The organism is Streptomyces sp. V4I2, from assembly GCF_030817655.1.
Taxonomy (GTDB): domain Bacteria; phylum Actinomycetota; class Actinomycetes; order Streptomycetales; family Streptomycetaceae; genus Streptomyces; species Streptomyces plumbiresistens.
Genome location: NZ_JAUSZM010000003.1, coordinates 7,010,950 through 7,033,472, shown reverse-complemented (window position 1 = coordinate 7,033,472; position 22,523 = coordinate 7,010,950). Strand labels below are relative to the sequence as shown.

At 71.2% G+C, this 22,523-nt stretch carries 24 protein-coding genes; 11 read left to right on the top strand and 13 right to left on the bottom strand.

Features of this window, described 5'->3' with window-relative positions; translation table 11 throughout:
• Positions 1 to 231 precede the first annotated feature (231 nt).
• Together QFZ76_RS33305 and QFZ76_RS33300 are read left to right on the top strand one after the other, a co-directional pair.
• Complete coding sequence (locus QFZ76_RS33305) at positions 232 to 1,353, top strand: magnesium and cobalt transport protein CorA (RefSeq protein WP_307677164.1); 1,122 nt, start codon at positions 232 to 234, stop codon at positions 1,351 to 1,353.
• A 22-nt stretch (positions 1,354 to 1,375) separates the two neighbouring features.
• The gene (locus QFZ76_RS33300) at positions 1,376 to 1,888 is read left to right on the top strand and encodes a hypothetical protein (RefSeq protein WP_307677163.1); all 513 of its coding nucleotides are present in this window, start codon (positions 1,376 to 1,378) and stop codon (positions 1,886 to 1,888) included.
• Positions 1,889 to 1,913: 25 nt separating this feature from the next.
• Here QFZ76_RS33300 and QFZ76_RS33295 read toward each other — a convergent pair whose 3' ends face one another.
• The gene (locus QFZ76_RS33295; RefSeq protein ID WP_307677162.1) at positions 1,914 to 2,669 is read right to left on the bottom strand and encodes a hypothetical protein; all 756 of its coding nucleotides are present in this window, start codon (positions 2,667 to 2,669) and stop codon (positions 1,914 to 1,916) included.
• Positions 2,670 to 2,904: 235 nt separating this feature from the next.
• Here QFZ76_RS33295 and QFZ76_RS33290 point away from each other — a divergent pair, with 235 nt between their 5' ends.
• From QFZ76_RS33290 to QFZ76_RS33280, 3 genes are read left to right on the top strand one after another with little or no spacing between them, the layout of a single operon-like run.
• Entirely contained in the window at positions 2,905 to 4,191 is a 1,287-nt protein-coding gene (locus QFZ76_RS33290; protein WP_307677161.1) for a magnesium transporter MgtE N-terminal domain-containing protein, read from the top strand.
• Positions 4,181 to 4,777: a DUF1003 domain-containing protein gene (locus tag QFZ76_RS33285; protein WP_307677160.1), complete on the top strand. Its 597-nt coding sequence runs from the start codon at positions 4,181 to 4,183 to the stop codon at positions 4,775 to 4,777. The genes QFZ76_RS33290 and QFZ76_RS33285 overlap by 11 nt, the downstream gene beginning before the upstream one ends.
• Positions 4,778 to 4,820: 43 nt before the next feature.
• On the top strand, positions 4,821 to 5,954 hold the full coding sequence (locus QFZ76_RS33280; protein WP_307677159.1) for an Mrp/NBP35 family ATP-binding protein: 1,134 nt from the start codon (positions 4,821 to 4,823) through the stop codon (positions 5,952 to 5,954).
• Between the two features lie 73 nt (positions 5,955 to 6,027).
• Here QFZ76_RS33280 and QFZ76_RS33275 read toward each other — a convergent pair whose 3' ends face one another.
• From QFZ76_RS33275 to sigE, 5 genes are all read right to left on the bottom strand, one after another.
• Positions 6,028 to 6,684, bottom strand: a complete 657-nt coding sequence (locus tag QFZ76_RS33275; protein ID WP_307677158.1) for a hypothetical protein — start codon at positions 6,682 to 6,684, stop codon at positions 6,028 to 6,030.
• A 225-nt stretch (positions 6,685 to 6,909) separates the two neighbouring features.
• Entirely contained in the window at positions 6,910 to 7,359 is a 450-nt protein-coding gene (locus QFZ76_RS33270) for a sec-independent translocase (protein ID WP_307677157.1), read from the bottom strand.
• A 220-nt stretch (positions 7,360 to 7,579) separates the two neighbouring features.
• Positions 7,580 to 9,631 (bottom strand): S1C family serine protease, encoded by a 2,052-nt coding sequence (locus QFZ76_RS33265; protein WP_307677156.1) that lies wholly within the window; start codon positions 9,629 to 9,631, stop codon positions 7,580 to 7,582.
• A 107-nt stretch (positions 9,632 to 9,738) separates the two neighbouring features.
• Positions 9,739 to 10,719, bottom strand: coding sequence for an anti-sigma factor (locus tag QFZ76_RS33260; RefSeq protein ID WP_307677155.1), 981 nt, complete (start codon positions 10,717 to 10,719; stop codon positions 9,739 to 9,741).
• Complete coding sequence (sigE, locus tag QFZ76_RS33255; RefSeq protein WP_307677154.1) at positions 10,716 to 11,489, bottom strand: RNA polymerase sigma factor SigE; 774 nt, start codon at positions 11,487 to 11,489, stop codon at positions 10,716 to 10,718. The genes QFZ76_RS33260 and sigE overlap by 4 nt, the downstream gene beginning before the upstream one ends.
• 163 nt (positions 11,490 to 11,652) lie before the next feature.
• On the opposite strand from sigE, the gene QFZ76_RS33250 reads away from it, so the two are divergent.
• A complete protein-coding gene (locus tag QFZ76_RS33250; RefSeq protein ID WP_307680206.1) occupies positions 11,653 to 12,351 on the top strand; it encodes an O-methyltransferase in 699 nt (232 codons plus the stop codon).
• Between the two features lie 127 nt (positions 12,352 to 12,478).
• Here QFZ76_RS33250 and QFZ76_RS33245 read toward each other — a convergent pair whose 3' ends face one another.
• A complete protein-coding gene (locus QFZ76_RS33245; RefSeq protein ID WP_003966491.1) occupies positions 12,479 to 12,646 on the bottom strand; it encodes a DUF3117 domain-containing protein in 168 nt (55 codons plus the stop codon).
• A gap of 377 nt (positions 12,647 to 13,023) precedes the next feature.
• Between QFZ76_RS33245 and QFZ76_RS33240 the strand changes: the two genes are divergently transcribed.
• A complete protein-coding gene (locus QFZ76_RS33240; RefSeq protein ID WP_307677153.1) occupies positions 13,024 to 13,827 on the top strand; it encodes an enoyl-CoA hydratase/isomerase family protein in 804 nt (267 codons plus the stop codon).
• A 38-nt stretch (positions 13,828 to 13,865) separates the two neighbouring features.
• On the opposite strand, the gene QFZ76_RS33235 is transcribed toward QFZ76_RS33240, so the two are convergent.
• Positions 13,866 to 14,450, bottom strand: coding sequence for a DNA-3-methyladenine glycosylase I (locus QFZ76_RS33235; RefSeq protein ID WP_307677152.1), 585 nt, complete (start codon positions 14,448 to 14,450; stop codon positions 13,866 to 13,868).
• The gene (locus QFZ76_RS33230) at positions 14,447 to 14,797 is read right to left on the bottom strand and encodes a DivIVA domain-containing protein (protein WP_307680205.1); all 351 of its coding nucleotides are present in this window, start codon (positions 14,795 to 14,797) and stop codon (positions 14,447 to 14,449) included. The genes QFZ76_RS33235 and QFZ76_RS33230 overlap by 4 nt, the downstream gene beginning before the upstream one ends.
• Positions 14,798 to 14,962: 165 nt before the next feature.
• Between QFZ76_RS33230 and folP the strand changes: the two genes are divergently transcribed.
• Positions 14,963 to 15,823: a dihydropteroate synthase gene (gene folP / locus QFZ76_RS33225; RefSeq protein WP_307677151.1), complete on the top strand. Its 861-nt coding sequence runs from the start codon at positions 14,963 to 14,965 to the stop codon at positions 15,821 to 15,823.
• Positions 15,824 to 15,879: 56 nt separating this feature from the next.
• Here the strand turns inward: folP and QFZ76_RS33220 are convergent, their stop codons facing one another.
• Positions 15,880 to 16,638 carry a TIGR00730 family Rossman fold protein gene (locus QFZ76_RS33220; protein WP_266434137.1) on the bottom strand — a complete coding sequence of 253 codons (759 nt, stop codon included), beginning with the start codon at positions 16,636 to 16,638 and terminating at the stop codon, positions 15,880 to 15,882.
• A gap of 122 nt (positions 16,639 to 16,760) precedes the next feature.
• Entirely contained in the window at positions 16,761 to 17,840 is a 1,080-nt protein-coding gene (dapE, locus tag QFZ76_RS33215; RefSeq protein WP_307677150.1) for a succinyl-diaminopimelate desuccinylase, read from the bottom strand.
• Positions 17,841 to 17,925: 85 nt separating this feature from the next.
• On the opposite strand from dapE, the gene QFZ76_RS33210 reads away from it, so the two are divergent.
• Both QFZ76_RS33210 and QFZ76_RS33205 read left to right on the top strand, forming a co-directional pair.
• Positions 17,926 to 18,912, top strand: a complete 987-nt coding sequence (locus tag QFZ76_RS33210) for a heavy metal transporter (protein WP_373464382.1) — start codon at positions 17,926 to 17,928, stop codon at positions 18,910 to 18,912.
• A gap of 338 nt (positions 18,913 to 19,250) precedes the next feature.
• Positions 19,251 to 19,700: an ATP-binding protein gene (locus QFZ76_RS33205; protein WP_266434143.1), complete on the top strand. Its 450-nt coding sequence runs from the start codon at positions 19,251 to 19,253 to the stop codon at positions 19,698 to 19,700.
• A gap of 88 nt (positions 19,701 to 19,788) precedes the next feature.
• Here QFZ76_RS33205 and QFZ76_RS33200 read toward each other — a convergent pair whose 3' ends face one another.
• Complete coding sequence (locus QFZ76_RS33200; RefSeq protein ID WP_307677149.1) at positions 19,789 to 20,883, bottom strand: bifunctional succinyldiaminopimelate transaminase/glutamate-prephenate aminotransferase; 1,095 nt, start codon at positions 20,881 to 20,883, stop codon at positions 19,789 to 19,791.
• A gap of 107 nt (positions 20,884 to 20,990) precedes the next feature.
• A complete protein-coding gene (gene fdxA / locus QFZ76_RS33195; RefSeq protein ID WP_003985062.1) occupies positions 20,991 to 21,311 on the bottom strand; it encodes a ferredoxin in 321 nt (106 codons plus the stop codon).
• A 141-nt stretch (positions 21,312 to 21,452) separates the two neighbouring features.
• Here fdxA and QFZ76_RS33190 point away from each other — a divergent pair, with 141 nt between their 5' ends.
• Positions 21,453 to 22,469: a GNAT family N-acetyltransferase gene (locus QFZ76_RS33190; protein ID WP_307680203.1), complete on the top strand. Its 1,017-nt coding sequence runs from the start codon at positions 21,453 to 21,455 to the stop codon at positions 22,467 to 22,469.
• The last annotated feature ends 54 nt before the right edge of the window (positions 22,470 to 22,523 follow it).

Sequence of the window (22,523 nt, the reverse complement as noted above, 5' to 3'; positions counted from 1 at the left end):
ACCTCTCGCACTCGCTTCACCGCGGAAGAGCGCTTCGTTTCGTTTTGCCTGATCTGTCCGAACTGCCCGATCAGAGGCAGTAGCTGAATCAGTAGCGAAGCTCGCCACCGCGACGGTGCGGTGCTCCCCGCTTTGTGGACGTGCCAAACATCCGCAGTCAGGACGTCCCCATTCCGGGCAGTTCCAACCGTCGTCGGCGGCCTTTCGTTGCCAGTCACGAAGGAGCCTGCCATGTCGATGATCCGCGACCTGCGTGCCGTCGTCCGCCCGTCCCGCGTCTCCCTGCGCAAGGACAGCAGCAGCCTTTACGACACCACCCGCGACCCTTCGACGCCGTCCGCCGTCGTCGACTGCGCCGTCTACCGCGACGGCGCCCGCGTCGTGACGCCGAAGCCGCTCACCCCGAACGAGGCGATGCGTGTCGTGCGCCGCGACGGAGGCTTCGTGTGGATCGGGCTGCACGAGCCGACCGAGGCCGAATTCTCCGGTATCGCCGGCGAGTTCGGGCTGCACCCGCTTGCCGTCGAGGACGCGGTGCAGGCCCACCAGCGCCCCAAGCTGGAGCGCTACGACGACTCCCTGTTCACCGTGTTCAAGACCATCCACTACGTCGAGCACGACCGGGTCACCGCGAACAGCGAGGTCGTCGAGACCGGCGAGGTCATGTGCTTCACCGGCCGGGACTTCTTCATCACCGTCCGGCACGGCGGCCAGGGCTCGCTGCGGGCACTGCGCCACCGCCTCCAGGACGACCCCGAGCTGCTCGCCAAGGGCCCCTCGGCGGTGCTGCACGCGATCGCCGACCATGTCGTCGACGGCTACATCGCGGTCGCGGACGCGGTGCAGGACGACATCGACGAGGTGGAGACCGAGGTCTTCTCGCCGGGGCGCCGCGGCGGGGTCTCGCGCGGTGTGGACTCGGCGGGCATCTACCAACTCAAGCGTGAGGTCCTGGAGTTCAAGCGGGCCGTCTCTCCTCTGCTGCGCCCCATGCAGCTGCTGAGCGAGCGGCCGATGCGGCTGATCGACCCGGACATCCAGAAGTACTTCCGGGACGTCGCCGACCACCTCGCCCGCGTCCAGGAGCAGGTCCTCGGCTTCGACGAGCTCCTCAACTCGATCCTCCAGGCCAACCTCGCGCAGGCGTCCGTCGCGCAGAACGAGGACATGCGGAAGATCACCTCGTGGGCCGCGATCATCGCCGTACCGACGATGGTGTGCGGGGTGTACGGCATGAACTTCGACCACATGCCGGAGCTGCACTGGAGGTACGGCTACCCCGTGATCATGTCGGTCACGGTGGCCCTCTGTGTGGGCATCCACCGCACGCTCAAGCGCAACGGCTGGCTCTGAGGGCGCTGGATAGGCTGAGCCCATGACAAGCGAGCTGCTCGACCAGGCCCTCGTCGAGGAGGCCACGAAGAAGTCCGGCCTCATCTGGGTCGAGGGTCCCGGCGGCCCGGCCCGCGCGCTGTGGCACGTGTGGCACGAGGGCGCGGCCTGTCTGGTCGGCGACGGGCCCGGCGAACAGCCGCTGCCGGGGCTGGCCGACGGGACCACCGCCCAGGTCACGGTCCGCAGCAAGGACAAGGGCGGCCGGCTGGTCTCCTGGGCGGCGAAGGTCGTGGAGCTGCCGCCCGGGTCCCCCGAGTGGGAGGCCGCGGTCGCGGAGCTCAAGGGCAAGCGGCTGAACGCCCCGGACGCCGAGGTCATGACAGAGCGGTGGGCCCGCGAATGCCGGGTACTCCGCCTGGAGCCGACCGGCACGACGGCAGCGCTGCCCGACGGAGACCTGGCCGGGGCGCCGCTGCCGACGCCGGCGACGACACGTGAGCAGATCCCCGCGGGGCTGCCGAGGCTGCTGCTGAAGAAGCGCAAACGGCGGTAGCCCCCAGGAAACCGTCAGGCCTGGCCTACGACGTCGGCAGCTTCTTGCCGTAGTCCACCGTCTCGTCCTTCTCCGGCTCGGTCAGGGCGAAGGTCTTGCCCCAGGCCGAGAAGGTCAGGGTGCCCGCGCCGCCCGCCCGCACCAGGCGCAGGGGGTACGGCTCGCCCTCCAGGGAGACGTCCAGCGTGCCGCCGGAGCCCTTGTCGCCGGTGATGCGGATGGTGCGGATGCCCGCCTGCTTGTGGTGGCCGTCCGTCTCCAGCGTGCCGTGCAACGTCAGCAGACCGTCGAGGAGGACGTTCATGTCCGTGAAGCCGCTGAACTTCTTGTACGAGGGGTCGCCCTGCGGCACCTTCACATACTTGCCGTCGAGCTTGTCGGCCGCCGCCGCGTCCGCGTCGGAGCCGTCGCCCTTGCCGTCCGCGTCGGTCCAGAAGCCCGCGTCCGCCTTCAGGAAGAGCTGCTCGCCCAGCCGCAGCAGCTGGAAGGTCGCCCCCTCCGCGGTGACCGAGCCGGAGCCGCCGTCGGACTTCAGGCGCATGTCGAGCTTGTACGTCCGCCCGCCGGCGACCACATTCCCGGCGAGCTGCACCGCGGTGGCGGACGTGGCGGCGGTACGGGTCCGGGACTGGATCTGCTCGGCCGGCAGCTTGCCGACCCCGTTGGTCCCCGCGTCCGGGTCCTCGCTGCATCCCGCGAGGCCCGGCCCCGCCACGACGAGGGCGCTCAGCGCGCTCACCAGTGCGGCCCTGCGGGTACGGCGCCGGGGAATCGCAGTCACAGGTGGGGCTGCCTTTCTGACAAGGGTCCTTCAGCGGCGTACGGCAGCGTACCGGGGCCCCGGGGCGCGGGCGGAGCCAGTCCGTCCGGACCGCTCACCAGGGCGTATCCGATCGGGACGGGCTAGCCTGAAGCCCACCCGAGCGGGCAATTCGGAAAAGAGACCCACCCAGCGACCCAGGATGCAACTCCGCACGCAGCACCGTTCGAACCCCGCACGAGAAGGAAGCACAGCCATGGCAGCGGGCGCCCCCCGGATCTTCGTCTCGCACCTCGCCGACCTCGCCGTCTTCGACCCGGCCGGCGACCAGGTCGGCCGCCTGCGCGACCTGGTCGTCATGCTGCGCGTCGGACGGCGGCCGCCGCGCCTGCTCGGCCTGGTCGTCGAACTCACCACGCGCCGCCGCATCTTCCTGCCCATCACCCGGGTGACCGGGATCGATTCCGGCCAGGTCATCACCACCGGTGTGCTCAACGTCCGCCGCTTCGAGCAACGGCCCACCGAGCGGCTCGTCTTCGGGGAGCTCCTCGACCGGCGCGTCACGCTCGTCGAGACCGGTGAGGAGGTCACGGTCCTGGACCTGTCGGTGCAGCAGCTGCCGGCCCGCCGCGACTGGGAGATCGACCGGGCCTTCGTCCGCAAGGGCGGCAAGGGCGGCGCCTTCCGGCGCAAGGGCGAGACGCTGACCGTCGAGTGGTCCGCCGTCTCCGGCTTCTCCCTGGAGGAGCAGGGACAGGGCGCCGAGAGCCTCCTCGCCACCTTCGAGCAGCTGCGCCCCGCCGACCTCGCCAACGTCCTGCACCATCTCTCCCCCAAGCGGCGCGCCGAGGTCGCCGCCGCCCTCGACGACGACCGGCTGGCCGACGTACTCGAAGAGCTGCCGGAGGACGACCAGATCGAGATCCTCGGCAAGCTGAAGGAGGAGCGGGCCGCCGACGTCCTGGAGGCGATGGACCCGGACGACGCGGCCGACCTGCTCTCCGAGCTGCCCAAGGCCGACCAGGAGCGGCTGCTGAGCCTGATGAAGCCCTCCGACGCGGCCGACATGCGGCGCCTGCTGGCGTACGAGGAGCACACGGCCGGCGGTCTGATGACGACCGAGCCGATCGTGCTCAGGCCCGACGCGACCGTCGCCGACGCCCTCGCCCGCGTCCGCAACCCCGACCTCTCCCCCGCCCTCGCCGCCCAGGTCTACGTCTGCCGGCCGCCCGACGAGACCCCGACCGGCAAGTACCTGGGCGCGGTCCACTTCCAGCGCCTGCTGCGCGACCCGCCGTACACGCTGGTCAGCTCGCTCCTCGACGAGGACCTGCAGTCCCTGGCGCCGGACGCGGCGCTGCCGCTGGTCGCCGGGTTCTTCGCGACGTACGACATGGTCGCGGCGCCCGTCGTCGACGAGGCCGGGTCGCTGCTGGGCGCGGTGACCGTGGACGACGTACTGGACCACATGCTGCCCGACGACTGGCGCGAGACGGAGTTCCACCTCGACGAGGGCGAGGAGGTGGCCCCCCATGGCTCCTGAGCGCGAGAGCACCCGCGAGGCCGCCCGGGAGCGCACCCTGGCGGGCGCGACCGCCGCCACCCGCTCACGCCCCCGGCTCGACCAGCCGCGCCCGCGCCGGCGCCGGCTCCTGCCCGAGTGGGACCCGGAGGCCTTCGGGCGGCTGTCGGAGCGCATCGCGCGGTTCCTGGGCACCGGACGGTTCCTCGTCTGGATGACGCTCGTCATCATCCTGTGGGTGCTGTGGAACATCTTCGCGCCCAGTGACCTGCGGTTCGACAACTACCCCTTCATCTTCCTGACGCTGATGCTGTCGCTCCAGGCCTCCTACGCCGCCCCGCTGATCCTGCTGGCGCAGAACCGGCAGGACGACCGCGACCGGGTCAACCTCGAACAGGACCGCAAGGCGAGCGAGCGGTCGATCGCGGACACCGAGTACCTGACCCGGGAGATCGCCGCGCTCAGGATCGGCCTCGGGGAGGTCGCCACCCGCGACTGGATCCGCTCCGAGATGCAGGACTTCGTGAAGGAACTGGAGGAGAGGCGCGACGGGCATGTCGTATTCCCGGCAGAACGGTCGCGGGCACGTGACGTAGACGACCGGTGACGGGCTTTCCTAGGTCCTTGTGCAGCGCCGTACCATCGTCCTTATGGCTACGGAAGACGCGGTGCGTGAAGCACTGGCGACGGTGAACGACCCCGAGATCAACCGACCCATCACCGAACTCGGGATGGTCAAGTCCGTGGAGATCGGTGCGGACGGAGCGGTCGCGGTCGCCGTGTACCTGACGGTCTCCGGCTGCCCCATGCGCGAGACGATCACGCAGCGCGTGACGGATGCGGTCTCGGCGGTCGAGGGCGTCACCCGTGTCGACGTCGAGCTCGACGTCATGAGCGACGAGCAGCGCAAGGAACTGGCGACCGCGCTGCGCGGTGGCCAGACCGAGCGCGAGGTCCCCTTCGCGAAGCCGGGCTCGCTGACCCGCGTGTACGCGGTCGCCTCCGGCAAGGGCGGCGTCGGCAAGTCGTCGGTGACGGTGAACCTGGCGGCGGCGATGGCGGCCGACGGCCTGAAGGTCGGCGTCGTCGACGCCGACATCTACGGCCACAGCGTGCCGCGCATGCTCGGCGCCGACGGCCTTCCCACCCAGGTCGAGAACATGATCATGCCGCCGTCCGCGCACGGCGTGAAGGTCATCTCGATCGGCATGTTCACCCCGGGCAACGCCCCGGTCGTCTGGCGCGGCCCGATGCTCCACCGGGCGCTGCAGCAGTTCCTCTCGGACGTGTACTGGGGCGATCTGGACGTGCTCCTGCTCGATCTGCCGCCCGGCACCGGCGACATCGCCATCTCCGTGGCCCAGCTCGTCCCGAACGCCGAGATCCTGGTCGTGACGACGCCTCAGCAGGCGGCGGCCGAGGTGGCCGAGCGGGCGGGCTCCATCGCCGTCCAGACGCACCAGAAGATCGTCGGCGTGGTGGAGAACATGTCCGGCCTCCCGTGCCCGCACTGCGGCGAGATGGTCGACGTCTTCGGCACCGGCGGCGGCCAGTCGGTCGCGGACGGCCTGACCCGCACGACTGGCGCCTCGGTCCCGGTCCTCGGCTCCATCCCGATCGACGTCCGCCTCCGCGAGGGCGGCGACGAGGGCAAGCCGGTCGTCCTGACCGACCCCGACTCCCCGGCCGGTTCGGCCCTGCGGGCGATCGCCGGGAAGCTGGGCGGGCGGCAGCGGGGTCTTTCGGGACTGTCGCTGGGGATCACGCCGCGCAACAAGTTCTAGCTCTGGTACGACGACTTGGTACGACGATGGGGGCGCCGTCTCACGGACGGCGCCCCCATCGTCGTATCACCGGCTATGCGTAGTCGCTGATGTCCTTGATCATGGCGAAGCCGAGACCGTACGCGCTCATGCCTCTTCCGTACGCCCCCACGTGCACCCCTTCCTGAGTCGACCCGGCCAGCACCCAGCCGAACTCGGACTCGCGGTAGTGGAAGGATGTCGGCACGCCGTCCACGGGGAGGGACAGCGTCGACCAGTCGTCGCCGTCCAGGTCGTCCGCGAGGGCCCAGGCCGTCTCGGTCTGCTGGTCCAGCCAGTCGTCACGCAGGCTGTGGTCCATCTGGCCGGGCCAGGTGAAGGACAGCAGCCCCACCCCGGCCAGCCAGGCCGCCGAGGACACCGACGTGGCCTCCAGGAGGCCCGTGCCGTCCGCACTGCGCCGCACCGGATTGGCCGCCACGGTGACCACCACCGCGAACTTCTCCTTGTCCTCCGTGCCTTCGTTCCGTACGGAGGGCTCGTCGCCGTGCCCGATGGAACCGTGCTCCACGGCCCCGTCGGCCGCCGTACCGACCTGCATCAGCCAGCGCGGTCCCGTGAAGGCCTCGTCGAGGCCGTACCACGGGAAGGGCGCCAGCAGGTAGCCGTCGACCGTGCGCCGGGCGGAGGGGACCTGTTGTCCGCCCTCCGCGGCCGACGCCTGCGCGACTGCCCGACTCGTCGTCTCCATGTGCCCGGACGCCTCCTCGCTCTCGTCGGAACGAACGGCCCGCCCCCCTTCGGGCGTACTCGTCCGTTCCGCACAACAACTCGGCAGCATAGCCACCTCGCTCCGAGCAGCCGGGAAAGCGACCGGCGCGTGGGTCGCTCAGAGGGGTGCGTTCAGGCCCTGTGGGCCTGTCCGGCGTATGAAACGCGTCACGTACGGCGGAGGCGTGCGCCCCGGCGGCACGGATCAGGTGGCGTCCGCGTCGTACGGCGGGCGCTCGTCGGGCGTCTCGGGCTTCTTCGTCATGTCGACGGTGCCACCGGAGGAGCCGGACGAGGACGAGGAAGAGGGGGAGGACGACGACGAGTCGCTGCCCCGGCCGTGGACCGCGTCCGTGACCTCGGCCATCTCCTTCTTCAGGTCGAAGCCGTTGCGGATCTCCTTGAGCCCCAGTTCGTCGTTGTCCATCTGCTTGCGGATGAACGTTTTGGGGTTGAGGTCCTCGAACTCGAAGTCCTTGAACTCCGGGCCCAGTTCGCTCCGGATGTCCTCCTTGGCGCTCTCCGAGAACTCCCGGATCTTGCGGATGGTCCGCGTGACGTCCTGGATGAGCTTCGGGAGCTTGTCCGGACCGAAGACGAGCACGGCGAGGACAACGAGCGTCACCAGCTCGAGCGGTCCTATGTCATTGAACACCTGAAGCTCCTTGCGATGTCCTCGGTCCTCGGCCCTCGGTGGTCTGTGCGGTCTTCCGTGGTCCGGGCCGGGTCCACGGTACCCGGCGATCCCGCACAACCGGTACTGTCCCGAGCCCTTCGAGTGCGGGTACGTGTGGGGTTTTCCGGGTTGTTTGCCTTGTGGGGGCGTTGGTGGGGGTGTTTCCGGACCCCTGAGATGTGATGTTTCTGTGAGTCTCTCAGTCACTGCCACCGGAGGATCCGAGCACCAGTGTGATCGTCCGCTCCTTGCCGTCGCGCTCGACGGTGAGTTCGAGGCGGTCGCCGGGGCGGTGGGCGCGGGTTTTGACGATGAGCTCCTCGCCGGAGTGGATGCGCTGGCCGTCCACCTCGGTGATGACGTCGCCGGCCTCGATGCCGGCCCGGTCGCCGGCACCGCCGACGGTGACCGCGGGGCCGCCGTCGCTGCCCTTCGTTCCTACGCGGGCGCCGTCGCCCGCGTAGTCCATGTCGAGGGTGACGCCGATCACCGGGTGGGTCGCCCTGCCGGTGTTGATGAGCTCCTCGGCGACGCGCTTGCCCTGGTTGATCGGTATGGCGAAACCGAGGCCGATGGAACCGGACTGGCCGCCCTCCGGATCGGAGCCGCTGTCGGCGGACCGGATGGCGGAGTTGATGCCGATGACGCGGGCGCGGGAGTCGAGGAGCGGGCCGCCGGAGTTGCCGGGGTTTATGGGCGCGTCGGTCTGCAGCGCGTCGACGTACGACACGTCACTCGCGTCCCCGCTCTCGCCGCCGGCCGTGATGGGCCGCTCCTTGGCGCTGATGATGCCGGAGGTGACGGTGCCGGCCAGGTCGAAGGGGGCGCCGATGGCCACGACCGGGTCGCCGACCTGGACGTTGTCCGAGTTGCCGAGGGTCAGCGGCTTAAGACCGCTCACCCCGCTGACCTTGACGACGGCGAGGTCGTAGCCGCTGTCCCGGCCGACGACCGTGGCCTTGGCGGTGTCGCCGCTGTGGAAGGTCACGGATATCTCGCCTGTGTCGCCGTCTGAGGCGGCGGCGTCGACGACGTGGTTGTTGGTGAGGATGTGGCCGCGGTCGTCGAGGACGAATCCGGTACCGGTGCCGGATTCCTCGGCCCCGCTCACATGCAGGGTCACCACGCTGGGCAGCGCCCGCGCGGCAATCCCGGCGACGCTGTCCGGAGCCCGCCCGGCCGACTCCGCCCCGGCCTGCGGCAGCTCCACGGCCCCGACCCCACCATCGCGCTCCAGATACGCGCCTACGACGCCACCGACGCCCCCGGACACGAGCGCCACCAGCGCGGCCCCACCGACGAGCACCTTCTTCACCCGTCTGCGCCGGCGGTCCTCGGTGGGGACGGCCGCGCCGTTCTGCTGGAGGGGGGCGGCGGGGAGCGGGGCCCAGGGGTCGTAGTTCTTCCAGGGGGTGGAGAGGGGTGGGGCGGGCGGGGCGTCGGCGTAGGAGGGTGCGGAGGCGACGGAGGGTGCGGAGGGAGGTGCACCCTGCGCGGGGCCCTGCGGGGCAGCTGGAGGGGCAGCGTGGGGCGGGGCGGGCGCTGCGGCTGCGCCGGGTGGGCGGGCTTGAGCGGGGACGGCGGGCGGCTCGTGGGCCGTGCTGGGCGCGAAGGCTGCAGCAGGGGCGCCGGGCAGCCCGTCGGCCGCGCCGGGCGGAGCCGAGCCGACAGGGGCCGCTGGTGCGGCGGTGAGAGGCGGAGGCGGGGCGGACGGGCTGGGAGCCGGAGCCGTGGCTGGCGGGAGCGCGGTGGAAGCCGTGGGCGGCGCCGGTGTCGCCGTGCCGTGCGTGGGCGTGGGCGTCGCCGGGTGCTGGACGGGCGGGGCGGGCGCCCAGGGGCCAGGCTCGCCGTACGGCGGGGTGCTGTAGGGGTCGGGGTCGTGCAGGGGCCGGGGGCGCTCGGTGGCGGGCACAGCGGGCCGCTCGGCGGCAGGGGCGGCGGCAAGGTCAGCGGCAAGGTCAGCGGGCCGGGCCAGTTCGAAGTCGCCCTCCGTGGCGGGCGCATCCTCCGGTGCCCTGAGTTCGAAGTCGCGCCCGGTGTCGGGGGCGTCCTCCGGGGCCCTGAGTTCGAAGTCGCCGCCGGACTCGTCACCACGGCCTGAGCGGCGGCGCACGTCATCCGGCACCGCGTCCGCCAACGGAATGGGCGTCTCCCCGTCCCCCGTCGGCGTGGCCCCCTCCGCCGTGGCCGGGAGGTCGTGCGGTCGAGGACGGCTCCACCACTTGGCCTTCGCGGGCTTCCCCTCGTTCATGCTCTCCCCACAGCTCGGGCTCCGCCTTGCGGCACAGGCAGTGCGTCGGCCCCCTGGCCGACCCCCTTGGATTCAACCAGGTTCCCGAGCCGCCGCGCAGTGGCCGGTCAGCGGGGAGTGGAGGAGGAAGACGCCGAGGTCGGGTCGAGGACGGGTGCGGCGAGGAGGCCGGGGGTCGGGAGGAGGTCCGGGGTGGTGGACCACGTGGTGAGGGAGAGCGGCGGGGTCGCGCTGAGCGGACGTATCAGAGGGGACATGGCGGCCGCGCCGGCCATCACGGGCGCGGTCAGCGAGTGGACGCCCTCGTGCACTTGGCCCGCAGCGGACGTCGGCGCCCCGGGCAACAGCGGTGCCGAGACCGCGGTCGGGGCGACCGGGGTGTCATCCAGCGAGCCCTGGCTCTGGCCCTGGGCGAGCAGCGGGCCGAGCCCACGGCGTCGCTGGCTCTCGGGTGCCGTCACGGCTCCGGTGCCCTGTGTGCGGGCCGGTGTCACATTGCTGCCGCCGGATCCGCCGCGCGCGTCCGCGGCCGTGTCGGTCGGTGTCACCGTGGTGACCCCGCCCAGCGCGATCGCGGCCAGGGACACGGCCCCGGCGGCGACGAACGCGAACCGCAGCCCACGGGAGGACGACCGCTCGGCCTCGTGACGGCTGACGTCATGGATGCGGAAGCCGCGGTTCGCCGAGGACGACGGAAGCATCGAGGCGTGCGAACGGGTCGGCAGGTAGGCGAACTCGAAGCGCTCGCCGCGCCTCGGACCGAAGACCCCGGCGGCGCCGGGCCGTCCGGTCAGTCCGCCGGCGAATGCCGAGCCGCCGAACGGCGAGTCGTCGCCGTCGTCCGGGTCGTCTCCGGCGGGCAGCCCTTGGAGGCGGGCCAGGAAGCTCTCCGAGGGCGGCGGCGGGGCCGCCTCCGCGAAGACGTTCTTCAGTCGGCGCTGTGCGTCCGCCTCCGCCTTGCACTTGGCGCAGGTGGCCAGGTGCGCGAGGACGCGGTCGCGCGACTCATGACCGAGCTCTCCGTCCACAAGGGCGGCGAGTCGATCTCCCAGATGCTGTTCGGACGGGGTAGGCCGTGATCCACTCACGCGGTCGCGCCCCCTCCCCCCAGCGCGGGAACACGGGCCATGAAGGAGCGGCGCTGGGCCCGGGCCTCCGGCGAGCGGTGGGCGAGAGCCTTGCGCAGCTGGGAACGGCCACGGTGGATCCGGGACCGGACGGTGCCGAGCTTGACGCCCAGGGTCGCGGCGATCTCCTCGTACGACAGTCCTTCGATGTCGCACAGGACGACCGCGGCACGGAACTCGGGGGCGAGGGTGTCGAGGGCCTGCTGGACGTCGGCGTCGAAGTGCGCGTCGTTGAAGACCTGCTGGGGCGACGGCTCGCGGCTGGGCAGTCGCTCGGCCGCGTCCTCGCCGAGGGCGTCGAAGCGGATGCGCTGCTTGCGGCGGACCATGTCCAGGAAGAGGTTGGTCGTGATGCGGTGCAGCCAGCCCTCGAAGGTGCCGGGCGTGTAGGTCGACAGCGAGCGGAAGACGCGGACGAAGACCTCCTGGGTGAGATCTTCGGCGTCGTGCTGGTTGCCCGTCAGACGGTAGGCGAGCCGGTAGACCCGGCCGCTGTGAGTGCTGACGATCTCCTCCCAGGTGGGCGGAGTCCACGCCTGCCCGTCCGCGTCGGTGGAGAAGGTCGCGGTCTGGGCGTATTCAGCGGCGTGGCTGTGGTCAGCAGCGGTGTCGTTCACGGATTTCGGCCTGCCCGCCGATCCGAGGAAGCGCCGCAGCACTCCTCCCCGATTCACAGGTGCGGCCGCACCTCCCCTGTCGGCTCTGGTGGTGTCCAGTGGAGCCCCTACCATAGCCACCTCGCCCGTTAGCTCCGGATAAGCGGTTTTACGAGAAATTGATCTGTGCTGATACGGCTCGTGCGGCTGCGTCAGCAGTTGCTCGAGCGCCTGCTCGTCGTCGTGATCCAACTGTGTCCCCCCGCTCTGTCTCCCACCCCTCTAAACGCCCGGTCCCATCTGCGGGTTCCCGGCGCCAACGGATACAGTCACGCCCAGGCAACCACGGGGACAGGAGAGGGTCATTACCGGCAACCGGCAGACGAGCTGGGCGTTCGCCGACGCCTATGTCGCCGAGGACGAAGCCCTTCGCTGGGCCCGTGACCGGGCCCGCGAGGCGGGGCTGCGCTCGGTGTCGCCCGGCACGGGCGCGGCGCTCGGGTTGCTCGCCGCCACCGTGGAGGCCAAGGCGATCGCCGAGATCGGCACCGGGACCGGCGTGTCGGGGATCCATCTGCTGCACGGCATGCGCGCGGACGGCGTGCTGACGACCGTCGACCCCGAGCCGGAACACCAGCAGTTCGCCCGCCAGGCCTTCCGTGCCTCCGGCTTCGCCAGCAACCGGGCCCGCTTCATCCCGGGCCGCGCCCTGGACGTCCTGCCCCGGCTCGCGGACGCCGGCTACGACCTCGTCTTCTGCGACGGCGACCGGCAGGAGGTCATGGACTACCTCGCTGAATCGTTGCGCCTGCTGCGGCCCGGCGGCCTGGTCGTCTTCGAGGGCGTCTTCGCCAACGGCCGGACCGTCGACTCGGGCCCGCAGCCCACGGAGGTCCTGCGGCTGCGCGAGCTGCTGCGCGCGGTGCGCGAGAGCCAGGAACTCGTGCCGTCACTGCTCCCAGTGGGTGACGGGCTGCTCTGCGCGGTCAAGCGCTGACCGTTCGAAAACGGGCATTGATCGGACATCGATCGGACATCGAACACGACACCCGGCACAGCACACAGCGACCCCGGGCACCGCATGCGGCGCCCGGGGTCGCTGAAAGGGTATGGTCGCGTCCGCGTCAGCCGACGACCTTCTTGAGGGCGTCACCGAGCGCGTCGGCCTCATCGGGGGTCAGCTCGACGACGAGCCGCCCGCCGCCTTCGAGCGGAACTCGCATGACAATGCCCCGCCCCTCCTTGGTCACCTCGAGCGGGCCATCGCCCGTCCGCGGCTTCATGGCCGCCATGCTCGTTCCCCTTCCTGAAACCAGCTCATCGTCAAAGCCGACGGCCCTGGAGGGCACGCGTCTCCCGGGGGTGGGACACACGACACCGGCATCGAACACATTGCTTCCAGGCCATTATCCCGCATCTCAGCACCCGATGACCAACATCAGTCGGCATCGCTTGGGCAACGCGCGCGAGCAAAACCACTCAATTCGGCGATGTGACTGCGATACTGCGCCGCCCCACGGACATCCGCCGAGCGAATACGGTGCGGAATTCTTTGACGCAGGTCACACGTCCGGTCCGGTCCCCGCACGGTGATCTCCGCCATGCTGTCCTTCGGACACAGGGACGTACCGACGGGTACGTCCGAGCCGCGAACCCGAGGGGATACGCCATGGCCGACACCGTGCTGTACGAGGTGAGCGACGGACTCGCGACGATCGTGCTGAACCGCCCGGAGGCGATGAACGCGCTGAACATCGCCACCAAGGTCGCTCTCCGGGACGCGGTACAGGCCGCGGCCGCCGACGAGGCCGTACGGGCGGTGCTGCTGACCGCAGCGGGCGAGCGGGCGTTCTGCGTGGGGCAGGACCTCAAGGAGCACATCGGGCTGCTGGCCGCCGACCGGGAGTCGGGGACCGGGCAGACCATGAGCACCGTGCGGGAGCACTACAACCCCGTCGCGCGGGCGCTGACGGAGATGCGCAAGCCCGTGGTGGCCGGGGTGAACGGGGTGGCGGCCGGGGCCGGGTTCGGGTTCGCGCTGGCCGCGGACTACCGGATCGTGGCGGACACGGCGGCCTTCAACACGTCGTTCGCGGGCGTCGCGCTGACCGCCGACTCGGGCATCTCCTGGACGCTGCCCCGGGTGATCGGACCAGGCCGGGCCGCCGACCTGCTGCTCTTCCCGCGCAGCATCACGGCGCAGGAGGCGTACGACCTCGGGATCGCCAACCGGGTCGTGCCGTCGGCGGACCTGCGCGGCGAGGCGGAGAAGGTGGCGCGGGCGCTGGCCGAGGGGCCGACGGTGGCGTACGGGGCGATCAAGGAGGCGATGGCCTACGGGCTGTCGCACTCCCTGGCCGAGACCCTGGAGAAGGAGGACGAGCTGCAGACGCGGGCGGGCCGGTCCGAGGACCACGCGATCGCGGTGCAGGCGTTCGTGAACAAGGAGAAGCCGAAGTACCTGGGGCGGTGAGCAGGCAGGTGCCGGGCCGGTGAGCCGGGAGGCGGGGCTCAGCCCCGCCTCGCCGCACAGGCCTCCAGGTGGTCGTCCACCAGGCCGCACGCCTGCATCAGCGCGTACGCGGTCGTCGGCCCGACGAAACGCAGCCCCCGCTTCTTGAGGGCCTTCGACAGCGCCGTCGACTCGGGAATGACCGCCGGGACGTCGGAGAGGTTCTTCGGGACCGGGCGGGCGGCCGGGTCCGGGGCGTGGGACCAGATCAGGTCGTCCAGGTCGCCCGGGGCCCAGTCGGCCAGCACGCGCGCGTTGGCGAGGGTCGCGTCGACCTTGGCGCGGTTGCGGATGATGCCCGGATCGGCGAGGAGGCGCTCGCGGTCGTCGTCGGTGAAGGTGGCGACCTTCGCGATCTCGAAGCCGGCGAAGGCGGTGCGGAAGGTGGGGCGGCGGCGCAGGATCGTGATCCAGGACAGGCCGGACTGGAAGGCCTCCAGGCTGAGCCGTTCGAAGAGCGCGTCGTCGCCGTGGACCGGGCGGCCCCACTCCTCGTCGTGGTACGTCACGTACTCCTCGGCCGACAGGGCCCACGGGCAGCGCAGCGCGCCGTCCGGACCGGGGAGGGCGGAGCCGTCGCTCACGGGCGCTCCTCCTGTGCGGGCTTCTCCATGGAGACGTGGGTCGCGGTGGCCTGCGCGCCGGCCAGCGCGGACTCCAGGTCGGCGATCCGGGCGTCCCGCTCGGCGAGCTCCGCGCCGAGCCGCCCGAGCGCGTCGTCGACGTCGGACATGCGGTAGCCGCGGGCGGCCAGCGGGAAGCGCAGGGTCTCGATGTCGGCGCGGTTCACCGGGCGGTCCAGCGGCAGCGGGTCATGCAGGCGCTCGGGCGCGGCCTCCGGCAGCGGGCCGTCGCTCTCCCCGCCGCCCACGACGGCGAGCGTCACCGCGGCGACCACCACGGCCAGTGCGATGACCAGGAACAAGAACATAACCATCGCTGAGGTCCCCATGGTCGGTGCCGACGTGCTGGGCGCCGGCGTCGAATGTGTCAGGGTCCGATCGTGCCATGCGAATCTGACAGTTAGGGTCGCAGGCGGCCACAGACGCCGAGACCGCGACGCGAGACCACGACGTACGAGGAGAGGTCACAGGGGATGCTCAGGCTGGGCAGGCGTGAATTCGGCGCGCACGAGCCGGTGATCATGGCGATCGTGAACCGGACCCCGGACTCCTTCTACGACCAGGGGGCCACGTTCCGCGACGAGCCCGCTCTCGCGCGCGTGGAGCATGCGGTGGCGGAGGGCGCGGCCATCGTCGACATCGGCGGGGTCAAGGCCGGGCCGGGCGAAGAGGTGACGGCTCAGGAAGAGGCACGGCGCACGGTCGGCTTCGTCGCGGAGGTCCGGCGGCGCTTTCCCGATGTCGTCATCAGCGTGGACACCTGGCGGGCCGAGGTCGGCGAGGCCGTGTGCGAGGCGGGCGCGGATCTGCTGAACGACGCGTGGGGCGGGGTGGATCCGGGGCTCGCGGAGGTCGCCGCGCGGTACCGGGTGGGCTTGGTGTGTACGCACGCGGGGGGTGCCGAGCCTCGTACGCGGCCGCATCGGGTGACGTACGACGACGTCATGGCCGACATCCTGCGGGTGACCGTGGACTTGGCCGAGCGGGCGGTGTCGTTGGGGGTGCCCCGGGAGTCCGTGCTGATCGATCCCGGGCACGACTTCGGGAAGAACACGCGACACAGTCTGGAGGCGACGCGGCGGCTGGGCGAGATGGTGGCCACCGGGTGGCCGGTGCTGGTGTCGCTGTCCAACAAGGACTTCGTGGGCGAGACCTTGGACAAACCGCTGAAGGAGCGCGTGGTGGGGACGTTGGCCACGACGGCCGTGTCGGCGTGGCTCGGTGCTCAGGTGTACCGGGTGCACGAGGTCGCCGAGACCCGGCAGGTGCTGGACATGGTGGCGTCGATCGCGGGGCACCGGGCGCCGGCGGTGGCGCGGCGGGGGCTGGCGTAGGCCCGCATGCCGTCCTGGGGGTCCGCCCGCCCCCAGGACGGTCACCCCGGCGTCCGCTAGCGGCCCGCCTCCTTCGACACCAACGCCACCGCCTCGTCCACGTCGTCCGTGAGGTGGAACAGGAGCAGGTCCTTCTCCGAGGCCTTGCCCTGGGCGATCAGCGTGTTCTTCAGCCAGTCCACCAGCCCGCCCCAGTACTCCGTACCGAAGAGGACGATCGGGAAGCGGGTGACCTTCTGGGTCTGGACGAGGGTGAGCGCCTCGAACAGCTCGTCCAGCGTGCCGAGGCCGCCCGGCAGGACCACGAAGCCCTGGGCGTACTTCACGAACATCATCTTGCGGACGAAGAAGTAGCGGAAGTTGAGCCCGATGTCGACGTAGGGATTGAGGCCCTGCTCGAAGGGGAGCTCGATGCCCAGGCCGACGGAGATGCCCTTGGCCTCGCAGGCGCCCTTGTTGGCGGCTTCCATCGCGCCCGGGCCGCCGCCCGTGATCACCGCGAAGCCGGCTTCCACCAGGCCCCGGCCGAGCCGCACGCCCGCCTCGTACTCCGGCGAGTCCACGGGCGTACGCGCGGAGCCGAACACGCTGATGGCGGGCGGGAGTTCGGCGAGCGTGCCGAAGCCCTCGATGAACTCCGACTGGATGCGCAGGACGCGCCACGGGTCGGTGTGGACCCAGTCCGAGGGGCCGCCCGCGTCCAGCAGACGCTGGTCGGTCGTGCTCGCCTGGACCTGCCCCCGCCTCCGGAGGACGGGTCCCAGGCGCTGCTCCTCCGGTGGCCGCTTCTTGCCCTCGGGGTTGCCAGTAGCCATGTGCGCTCCCTCCGCTTGCCGTCTTTCCACCTCAGCGTAGATCTACGCGGGTTACGGACGGGGGACGTGAGCATGTCCGCCATGAAGCGCCGTCAAGCACGCTCCCGGCTTCTTTCGCCCCCTCATGCCGTCAGCCACGACCTCAGCCGCTCCTCCGCCTCGGGGATGAGGGACGCCTTCACCCGCTCGTCCACCTTGTGGGCGAGAAGCGGCTCGCCGGGGCTGTAGTTCACGGCGGGTACCCCAAGGGCGCTGAAACGGGCCACGTCCGTCCAGCCGAACTTGGGACGGGCCTCGCCGCCGACGGCCGCCATGAAGGCCTGCGCCGCGGGGTGGGTGAGGCCTGGGCGGGCGCCGCCGGTGTGGTCGTCGACGACGAACTCGTCGACACCGCAGTCCGCGAAGTACTCGCGCACGAACGCCTCCGCCTCCGCCTCGCTGCGGTCGGGCGCGTAGCGGAAGTTGACGACGAGGGTGCAGGCGTCGGGGATGACGTTGGTGGCGACACCGCCCTCGACGCGTACGGCGTTGAGGCCCTCGTGGAACTGGAGGCCGTCCACGACCGGCTTGCGCGGCTCGTACACGGCGAGCTTGACGAGCGCCGGGGCGGCCGCGTGGATCGCGTTGGAGCCCATCCACGCGCGCGCGGAGTGCGCCCGCTGTCCCGTGAACTTCAGGAACACCCGCAGCGTGCCCTGGCAGCCGCCCTCGACCTGGTTGTCCGTCGGCTCCAGCAGGATCGCGAAGTCGCCCTCCAGCCACTCGGGGTGGGCCGCGGCAACATGCTTCAGGCCGTTCAGATGTGCGGCAACCTCTTCGTTGTCGTAGAAGACGAAGGTGAGGTCGCGGTTCGGGGCGGGGACGGTCGCCGCGATGCGCAGCTGCACGGCCACCCCGGACTTCATGTCACAGGTGCCGCAGCCCCACAGGTAGCCCTCGTCGTCGAGCCGGGAGGGGACGTTGTCCGCGATCGGGACGGTGTCGATGTGGCCGGCGAGGATGACGCGTTCCGGGCGGCCCAGGTTCGTCCGGGCGACGACGTTGTTGCCGAACCGGTCGACCCGCAGGTGGGGCAGCGCCCGCAGCGCGATCTCGATCGCGTCCGCGAGGGGCTTCTCGTTGCCGCTCTCGGAGGGGAGATCGACGAGCTGCGCGGTGAGCTTCGCTGCGTCCAGCGTCAGGTCAAGTGGGGTGTCAGCCATGCTGTCGACCCTAACGCGCCGGGTCACCGCCCGACTTTCCCCACCTGGCACAGCGCGCACAGTACTCTCCAGTATCTTGTGGCGGGTGTCAGAGCTGTCCCCTCCTTCCAAGCGTCGCGGCCGCCTCCTCCGTTTCGGGGCGGCCCTCGTGGTCATGTGCGCCGTCGCCGGTTACCTCGTGGTGCAGTACGTCACCGGAGGCGCGGGCCCGGGGTGCAAGGTCGTCTCGGGCAGGACCGACGGAGCCACCTACGAGTTCTCTCCCGAGCAGGCGGTGAACGCCGCGACGATCGCGGCCGTCGGTACCGGGCGCGGGATGCCCGAGCGGGCCGTGACGATCGCGCTCGCCACCGCGCTCCAGGAGTCGGCGCTGCGCAACATCGGCTACGGCGACCGCGACTCGCTCGGCCTGTTCCAGCAGCGGCCCTCGCAGGGCTGGGGCACACCGAAGGAGATCCTGGACCCGACGTACTCGGCGAACAGCTTCTACAAGCACCTGGCCAAGGTGCCCGACTACACGAAGCTGCCGCTGACGGTCGCCGCGCAGAAGGTGCAGCGCAGTGGCTTTCCGACGGCGTACGCCAAGCACGAACCGGACGCCGCGCTGCTCGCCGCCGCCCTCACCGGGCAGTCGGCGGCCACGCTGACCTGCGCGGGCCGCCCCGCCGCCACGCAGGCCGCGGGTGCCGACGCGGTGCGGACGGCGCTCGTACGGGACTTCGGGCAGGACGTGCTGAAGTCGGCGTCGGCCGAGGTGGGCGCCGAGGCGACGCCCACGCCGACGCCCTCCGCGAGCGGGAGCGGAAGCGGGCGGACCGTGACGCTGCCCGTGACCGCCGAGACGGGCTCCGGCTCCGGCTCCGGCTCCGACCGCAGCCTTCGGCAGCGCGGCTGGCAGCTGGCGCACTGGGCCGTGGCCAACGCCTCCGCGCTGCACATCGAACGTGTCTCGTACGCCGGGCGGCAGTGGACGGCCGGGAACACGGACAGCCAGTGGCGCGCGGCCGGCGCGGAAGGCGCCGCGGGCGCGGAGCAGGACGCCGGGGCGGTCCGGATCGTCACTGCGCAGTAGTACGGGTACTCACTCGGAAGGGTTACGTCCGGCGGGTTCGGGCGCGGTTGTGCGCAGGTTTTCGGTGCGTCACCCGCGTATCCGTCGAAACCCTTGAGAACAAAGGGCTGTAAGGATTCGGCAGACTTTCGGACCGGGCACTTTTTGCCCGTTTTTATCCGCAGCCGATAATGCGACGCATTGCCAACTCTTTACGTTGCCCCGCCGCAACCTTCCCGGGCTTCGAGCGGTAGTCACTGCGTCCGAGGCCCGGAGATCAACAGCCGGACCGACAGCCAGTCGGTCAACTGCCGGGCACGGTCGGACACTTCATCGTTCTCTTCCGTCAAAGGAGCAACATGTCCCTCCCCCTGACCCGACGGATCGCCCGTGCCGCGCTGCTTGTCGCTGCGGGAGCGGCTGCCGGGGTCGGTGCGGCCGGTTCCGCCAGTGCGGCCCCCGAACTGCCGGCCGCCCCGAACCTCGGTGGGCTGACCGCCCTGGACGGGGCGAGCGTCGGCAACACGGTCGACGGCGCGGCTCAGAACCTGACCGGCACCGCCGGCCAGACGGGCGGCAAGGCCGTCCAGAAGGCCGTGCCGGCCGCGGGCAAGACCAGTGGCAAGGCCGTGAAGAAGGCGGCCCCGGCCGCGCAGAAGACCGCGGGCGAGGCCGCGGGTTCCGCCGGGGACATCCTCGGTGACACCGCGTCGACGGCGACGAAGGGTGGGCTGCCGACGGACTCCCTCACCAAGGGTGGACTGCCGGCGGCGGACTCTCTGCCGGTGCAGAGCCTGCCGGTCGGCTGACCTCAGCCGCCAGTTCGGCTGTACGGCGACGGGGCCCAGGGAGTTTCCTGGGCCCCGTCGCCTTCGTGCGTGGTGGTAGCCGTAGCGCCTACGTGAGCCGCTCCACCGCTGCCCGTACCCGCTCGTCCGTCGCCGTGAGTGCGACGCGTACGAAGTTCTCGCCCGCCTCGCCGTAGAAGTCGCCCGGGGCCACGAGGATGCCCAGGTCGGCCAGGTGGGCCACCGTGGTCCAGCAGGGCTCGTCGCGGGTGGCCCAGAGATAGAGGCTGGCCTCGCTGTGCTCGATGCGGAAGCCGTGACTCAGCAGCGCCTCGCGCAGGGCGGTGCGGCGGGCGGCATAGCGCTCGCGCTGTTCGCGGACGTGGGTGTCGTCGCCGAGGGCGGCCACCACCGCCGCCTGCGTGGGCGCGGACGTCATCATGCCGCCGTGCTTGCGGATCTCCAGGAGCGGGGCCAGGACGGCCGGGTCGCCCGCCAGGAACGCGGCGCGGTAGCCGGCCAGGTTGGAGCGCTTGGAGAGGGAGTGGACGGCGACGATGCCGTCGTAGGAGCCGCCGTTCACCTCGGGGTGCAGGACGGAGACCGGGTCGGCCTCCCAGCCCAGCTCCAGGTAGCACTCGTCGGAGAAGAGCAGGACGCCGTGCTCGCGGGCCCAGGCGACGATCCGGGTCAGCTCGGCCTTGGACAGGACCTGGCCCGTGGGGTTGGACGGCGAGTTCAGCCAGAGCAGCTTCAGGCCGGCCGGGTCCAGGTCCGTCGGGTCGTCGTAGACCTCGTAGCCGGCGCGGGCCAGGCGGGCGCCGACCTCGTACGTCGGGTAGGCCAGGCGCGGGTAGGCGACCCGGTCGCCGGGGCCGAGGCCCAGCTGGGTCGGGAGCCAGGCCACGAGTTCCTTGGAGCCGACGATCGGCAGGACGTGCCGGTGGGTGACCTCACGGGCGCCCAGGCGGTGCTCCAGCCAGCCCGTGATCGCGTCGCGCAGCTCGGGCGTGCCCCAGACGGTCGGATAGCCCGGGGAGTCCGCCGCGGCGACCAGAGCTTTCTGGATCAGCTCGGGGACCGGGTCGACCGGGGTGCCCACCGACAGGTCGACGATGCCGTCCGGGTGCGCGGCGGCCGTCGCCTTGTACGGCGCCAGCTTGTCCCAGGGAAAGGCGGGGAGACGGTCGGAGACTGCGGACACGGTTCTCGGCTCTCTTTCTTCGGTACGGCAAACGCCTCGGCCCCGTACGGCGATCATGGTGATCAGGCCGTACGGGACCGAGGCGGCGCGAGTGACGCGGGCCGCTCTCAGCCGTTCTGCGGCGGCAGCGCAGCGATGAAGGGGTGGTCGCGCTCGATCAGACCCAGCTTGCTGGCGCCACCGGGAGAACCCAGCTCGTCGAAGAACTCGACGTTCGCCTTGTAGTAGTCCTTCCACTCCTCGGGAGTGTCGTCCTCGTAGAAGATCGCCTCGACCGGGCAGACCGGCTCACAGGCACCACAGTCGACGCATTCGTCCGGGTGGATGTACAAGGACCGGGAGCCCTCGTAGATGCAGTCGACCGGGCACTCCTCGATGCACGCCTTGTCCTTGACGTCGACACAAGGCTGCGCGATGACGTAGGTCACGCTGTCGTTCCTCCTCGATAGGGCGCTGGCGAGCCGTCTTCAGGCTCCGCCACCTGGCGCGCGGGAGCGCGGCGTCGTCGATGCCCGCCCCTAGTATCTCCGTTCTTGGGCATGATCCGAACAGGAGGGGTGGACCGACCTGTGGAAATCTCCGCGACCGGACGTCTCGTGGTCCGTATCACCGCTGCTGACGTGGGTAAACGGGTGTCCGTACGGCGCTTGGCGGAACCTGGGGTGACGGACACGAAGTTCACCGACACGGTGGGTGTTCTCACATCATGGGACGACGGTGTGCTGCTGATCACTCGACGGGACGGCGAGAGTGTCCGTATTCCGGAATCCTCGCTGGTCGCGGGCAAGATCGTACCTCCCGCCCCGGCCCGCCGACGAGGTCCCGCGGCCTCGTACGAGGAGCTGGCGCGCGTCTCCTCCCGGGCCTGGCGGCCGGTGGAGAGCGAGCGGCTCGGCGAGTGGGAGCTGCGGGCCGCCGCCGGATTCACGCGGCGCGCCAATTCGGTGCTGCCGCTCGGCGACCCGGGCATACCGCTCGACGAGGCCCTGACCGTCGTACGACGCTGGTACGGCGACCGCGGCCTGCCCGCCTACGTCCAGACCGCGACCGGCGCCGAGGGCACGCAGGAGCTGCTGTGCGCGGAGCTGGAGCGGCGGGACTGGACGCGGGAGGTGACCGCCGAGCTGTGGACCGGGGCACTGGCGCCGGTCGCCGACCTGGCCGAGGCCTCCGAGGTGGTGCTGTCCCGTGAGGCGGACGAGGCCTGGCTTGCCCGGTACCAGCGCAAGGGGATGAGCGAGGTGGCTCTGAGGGTGCTGGGGAGCGGGCCTTCGGTGTGGTTCGCCACGATGCCCGGTTCGTCGCAGGGTGCGGCTCCCGCCGCCATCGGGCGGTGTGTCGTCGACGGGCGGTGGGCCGGGTTCGCCGCCGTCGAGGTGGATCCCGCGCTACGGCGACGGGGGCTGGCCTCCGCCGTGATGGCCGCGCTCGCGCGGCGTGCCCTCGACGAGGGCGCCTCGGCGTCGTGGCTCCAGGTCGAGACGGACAACGCGGGGGCGCGGGCGCTGTACGCCGGGATGGGCTTCTCCGCGCATCACGCGTACCACCACTACCGCGCACCCGGACGTGCCGGGAGCGAACGGTAGCGAGTGACAGCGAAGGGCACTAGCTGCACGAACAGCACGAACAGCACGAACAGC

Excerpts from the sequence above, each read along its gene's own strand:
- QFZ76_RS33305 (WP_307677164.1), top strand. The coding sequence starts at position 232 with ATGTCGATGATCCGCGACCTGCGTGCCGTCGTCCGCCCGTCCCGCGTC.
- QFZ76_RS33300 (WP_307677163.1), top strand. The coding sequence starts at position 1,376 with ATGACAAGCGAGCTGCTCGACCAGGCCCTCGTCGAGGAGGCCACGAAG.
- QFZ76_RS33290 (WP_307677161.1), top strand. The coding sequence starts at position 2,905 with ATGGCAGCGGGCGCCCCCCGGATCTTCGTCTCGCACCTCGCCGACCTC.
- QFZ76_RS33285 (WP_307677160.1), top strand. The coding sequence starts at position 4,181 with ATGGCTCCTGAGCGCGAGAGCACCCGCGAGGCCGCCCGGGAGCGCACC.
- QFZ76_RS33280 (WP_307677159.1), top strand. The coding sequence starts at position 4,821 with ATGGCTACGGAAGACGCGGTGCGTGAAGCACTGGCGACGGTGAACGAC.
- QFZ76_RS33275 (WP_307677158.1), bottom strand. The coding sequence starts at position 6,684 with ATGGAGACGACGAGTCGGGCAGTCGCGCAGGCGTCGGCCGCGGAGGGC.
- QFZ76_RS33265 (WP_307677156.1), bottom strand. The coding sequence starts at position 9,631 with ATGAACGAGGGGAAGCCCGCGAAGGCCAAGTGGTGGAGCCGTCCTCGA.
- sigE (WP_307677154.1), bottom strand. The coding sequence starts at position 11,489 with ATGGTAGGGGCTCCACTGGACACCACCAGAGCCGACAGGGGAGGTGCG.
- QFZ76_RS33245 (WP_003966491.1), bottom strand. The coding sequence starts at position 12,646 with ATGGCGGCCATGAAGCCGCGGACGGGCGATGGCCCGCTCGAGGTGACC.
- QFZ76_RS33240 (WP_307677153.1), top strand. The coding sequence starts at position 13,024 with ATGGCCGACACCGTGCTGTACGAGGTGAGCGACGGACTCGCGACGATC.
- QFZ76_RS33230 (WP_307680205.1), bottom strand. The coding sequence starts at position 14,797 with ATGTTCTTGTTCCTGGTCATCGCACTGGCCGTGGTGGTCGCCGCGGTG.
- folP (WP_307677151.1), top strand. The coding sequence starts at position 14,963 with ATGCTCAGGCTGGGCAGGCGTGAATTCGGCGCGCACGAGCCGGTGATC.
- QFZ76_RS33220 (WP_266434137.1), bottom strand. The coding sequence starts at position 16,638 with ATGGCTACTGGCAACCCCGAGGGCAAGAAGCGGCCACCGGAGGAGCAG.
- dapE (WP_307677150.1), bottom strand. The coding sequence starts at position 17,840 with ATGGCTGACACCCCACTTGACCTGACGCTGGACGCAGCGAAGCTCACC.
- QFZ76_RS33205 (WP_266434143.1), top strand. The coding sequence starts at position 19,251 with ATGTCCCTCCCCCTGACCCGACGGATCGCCCGTGCCGCGCTGCTTGTC.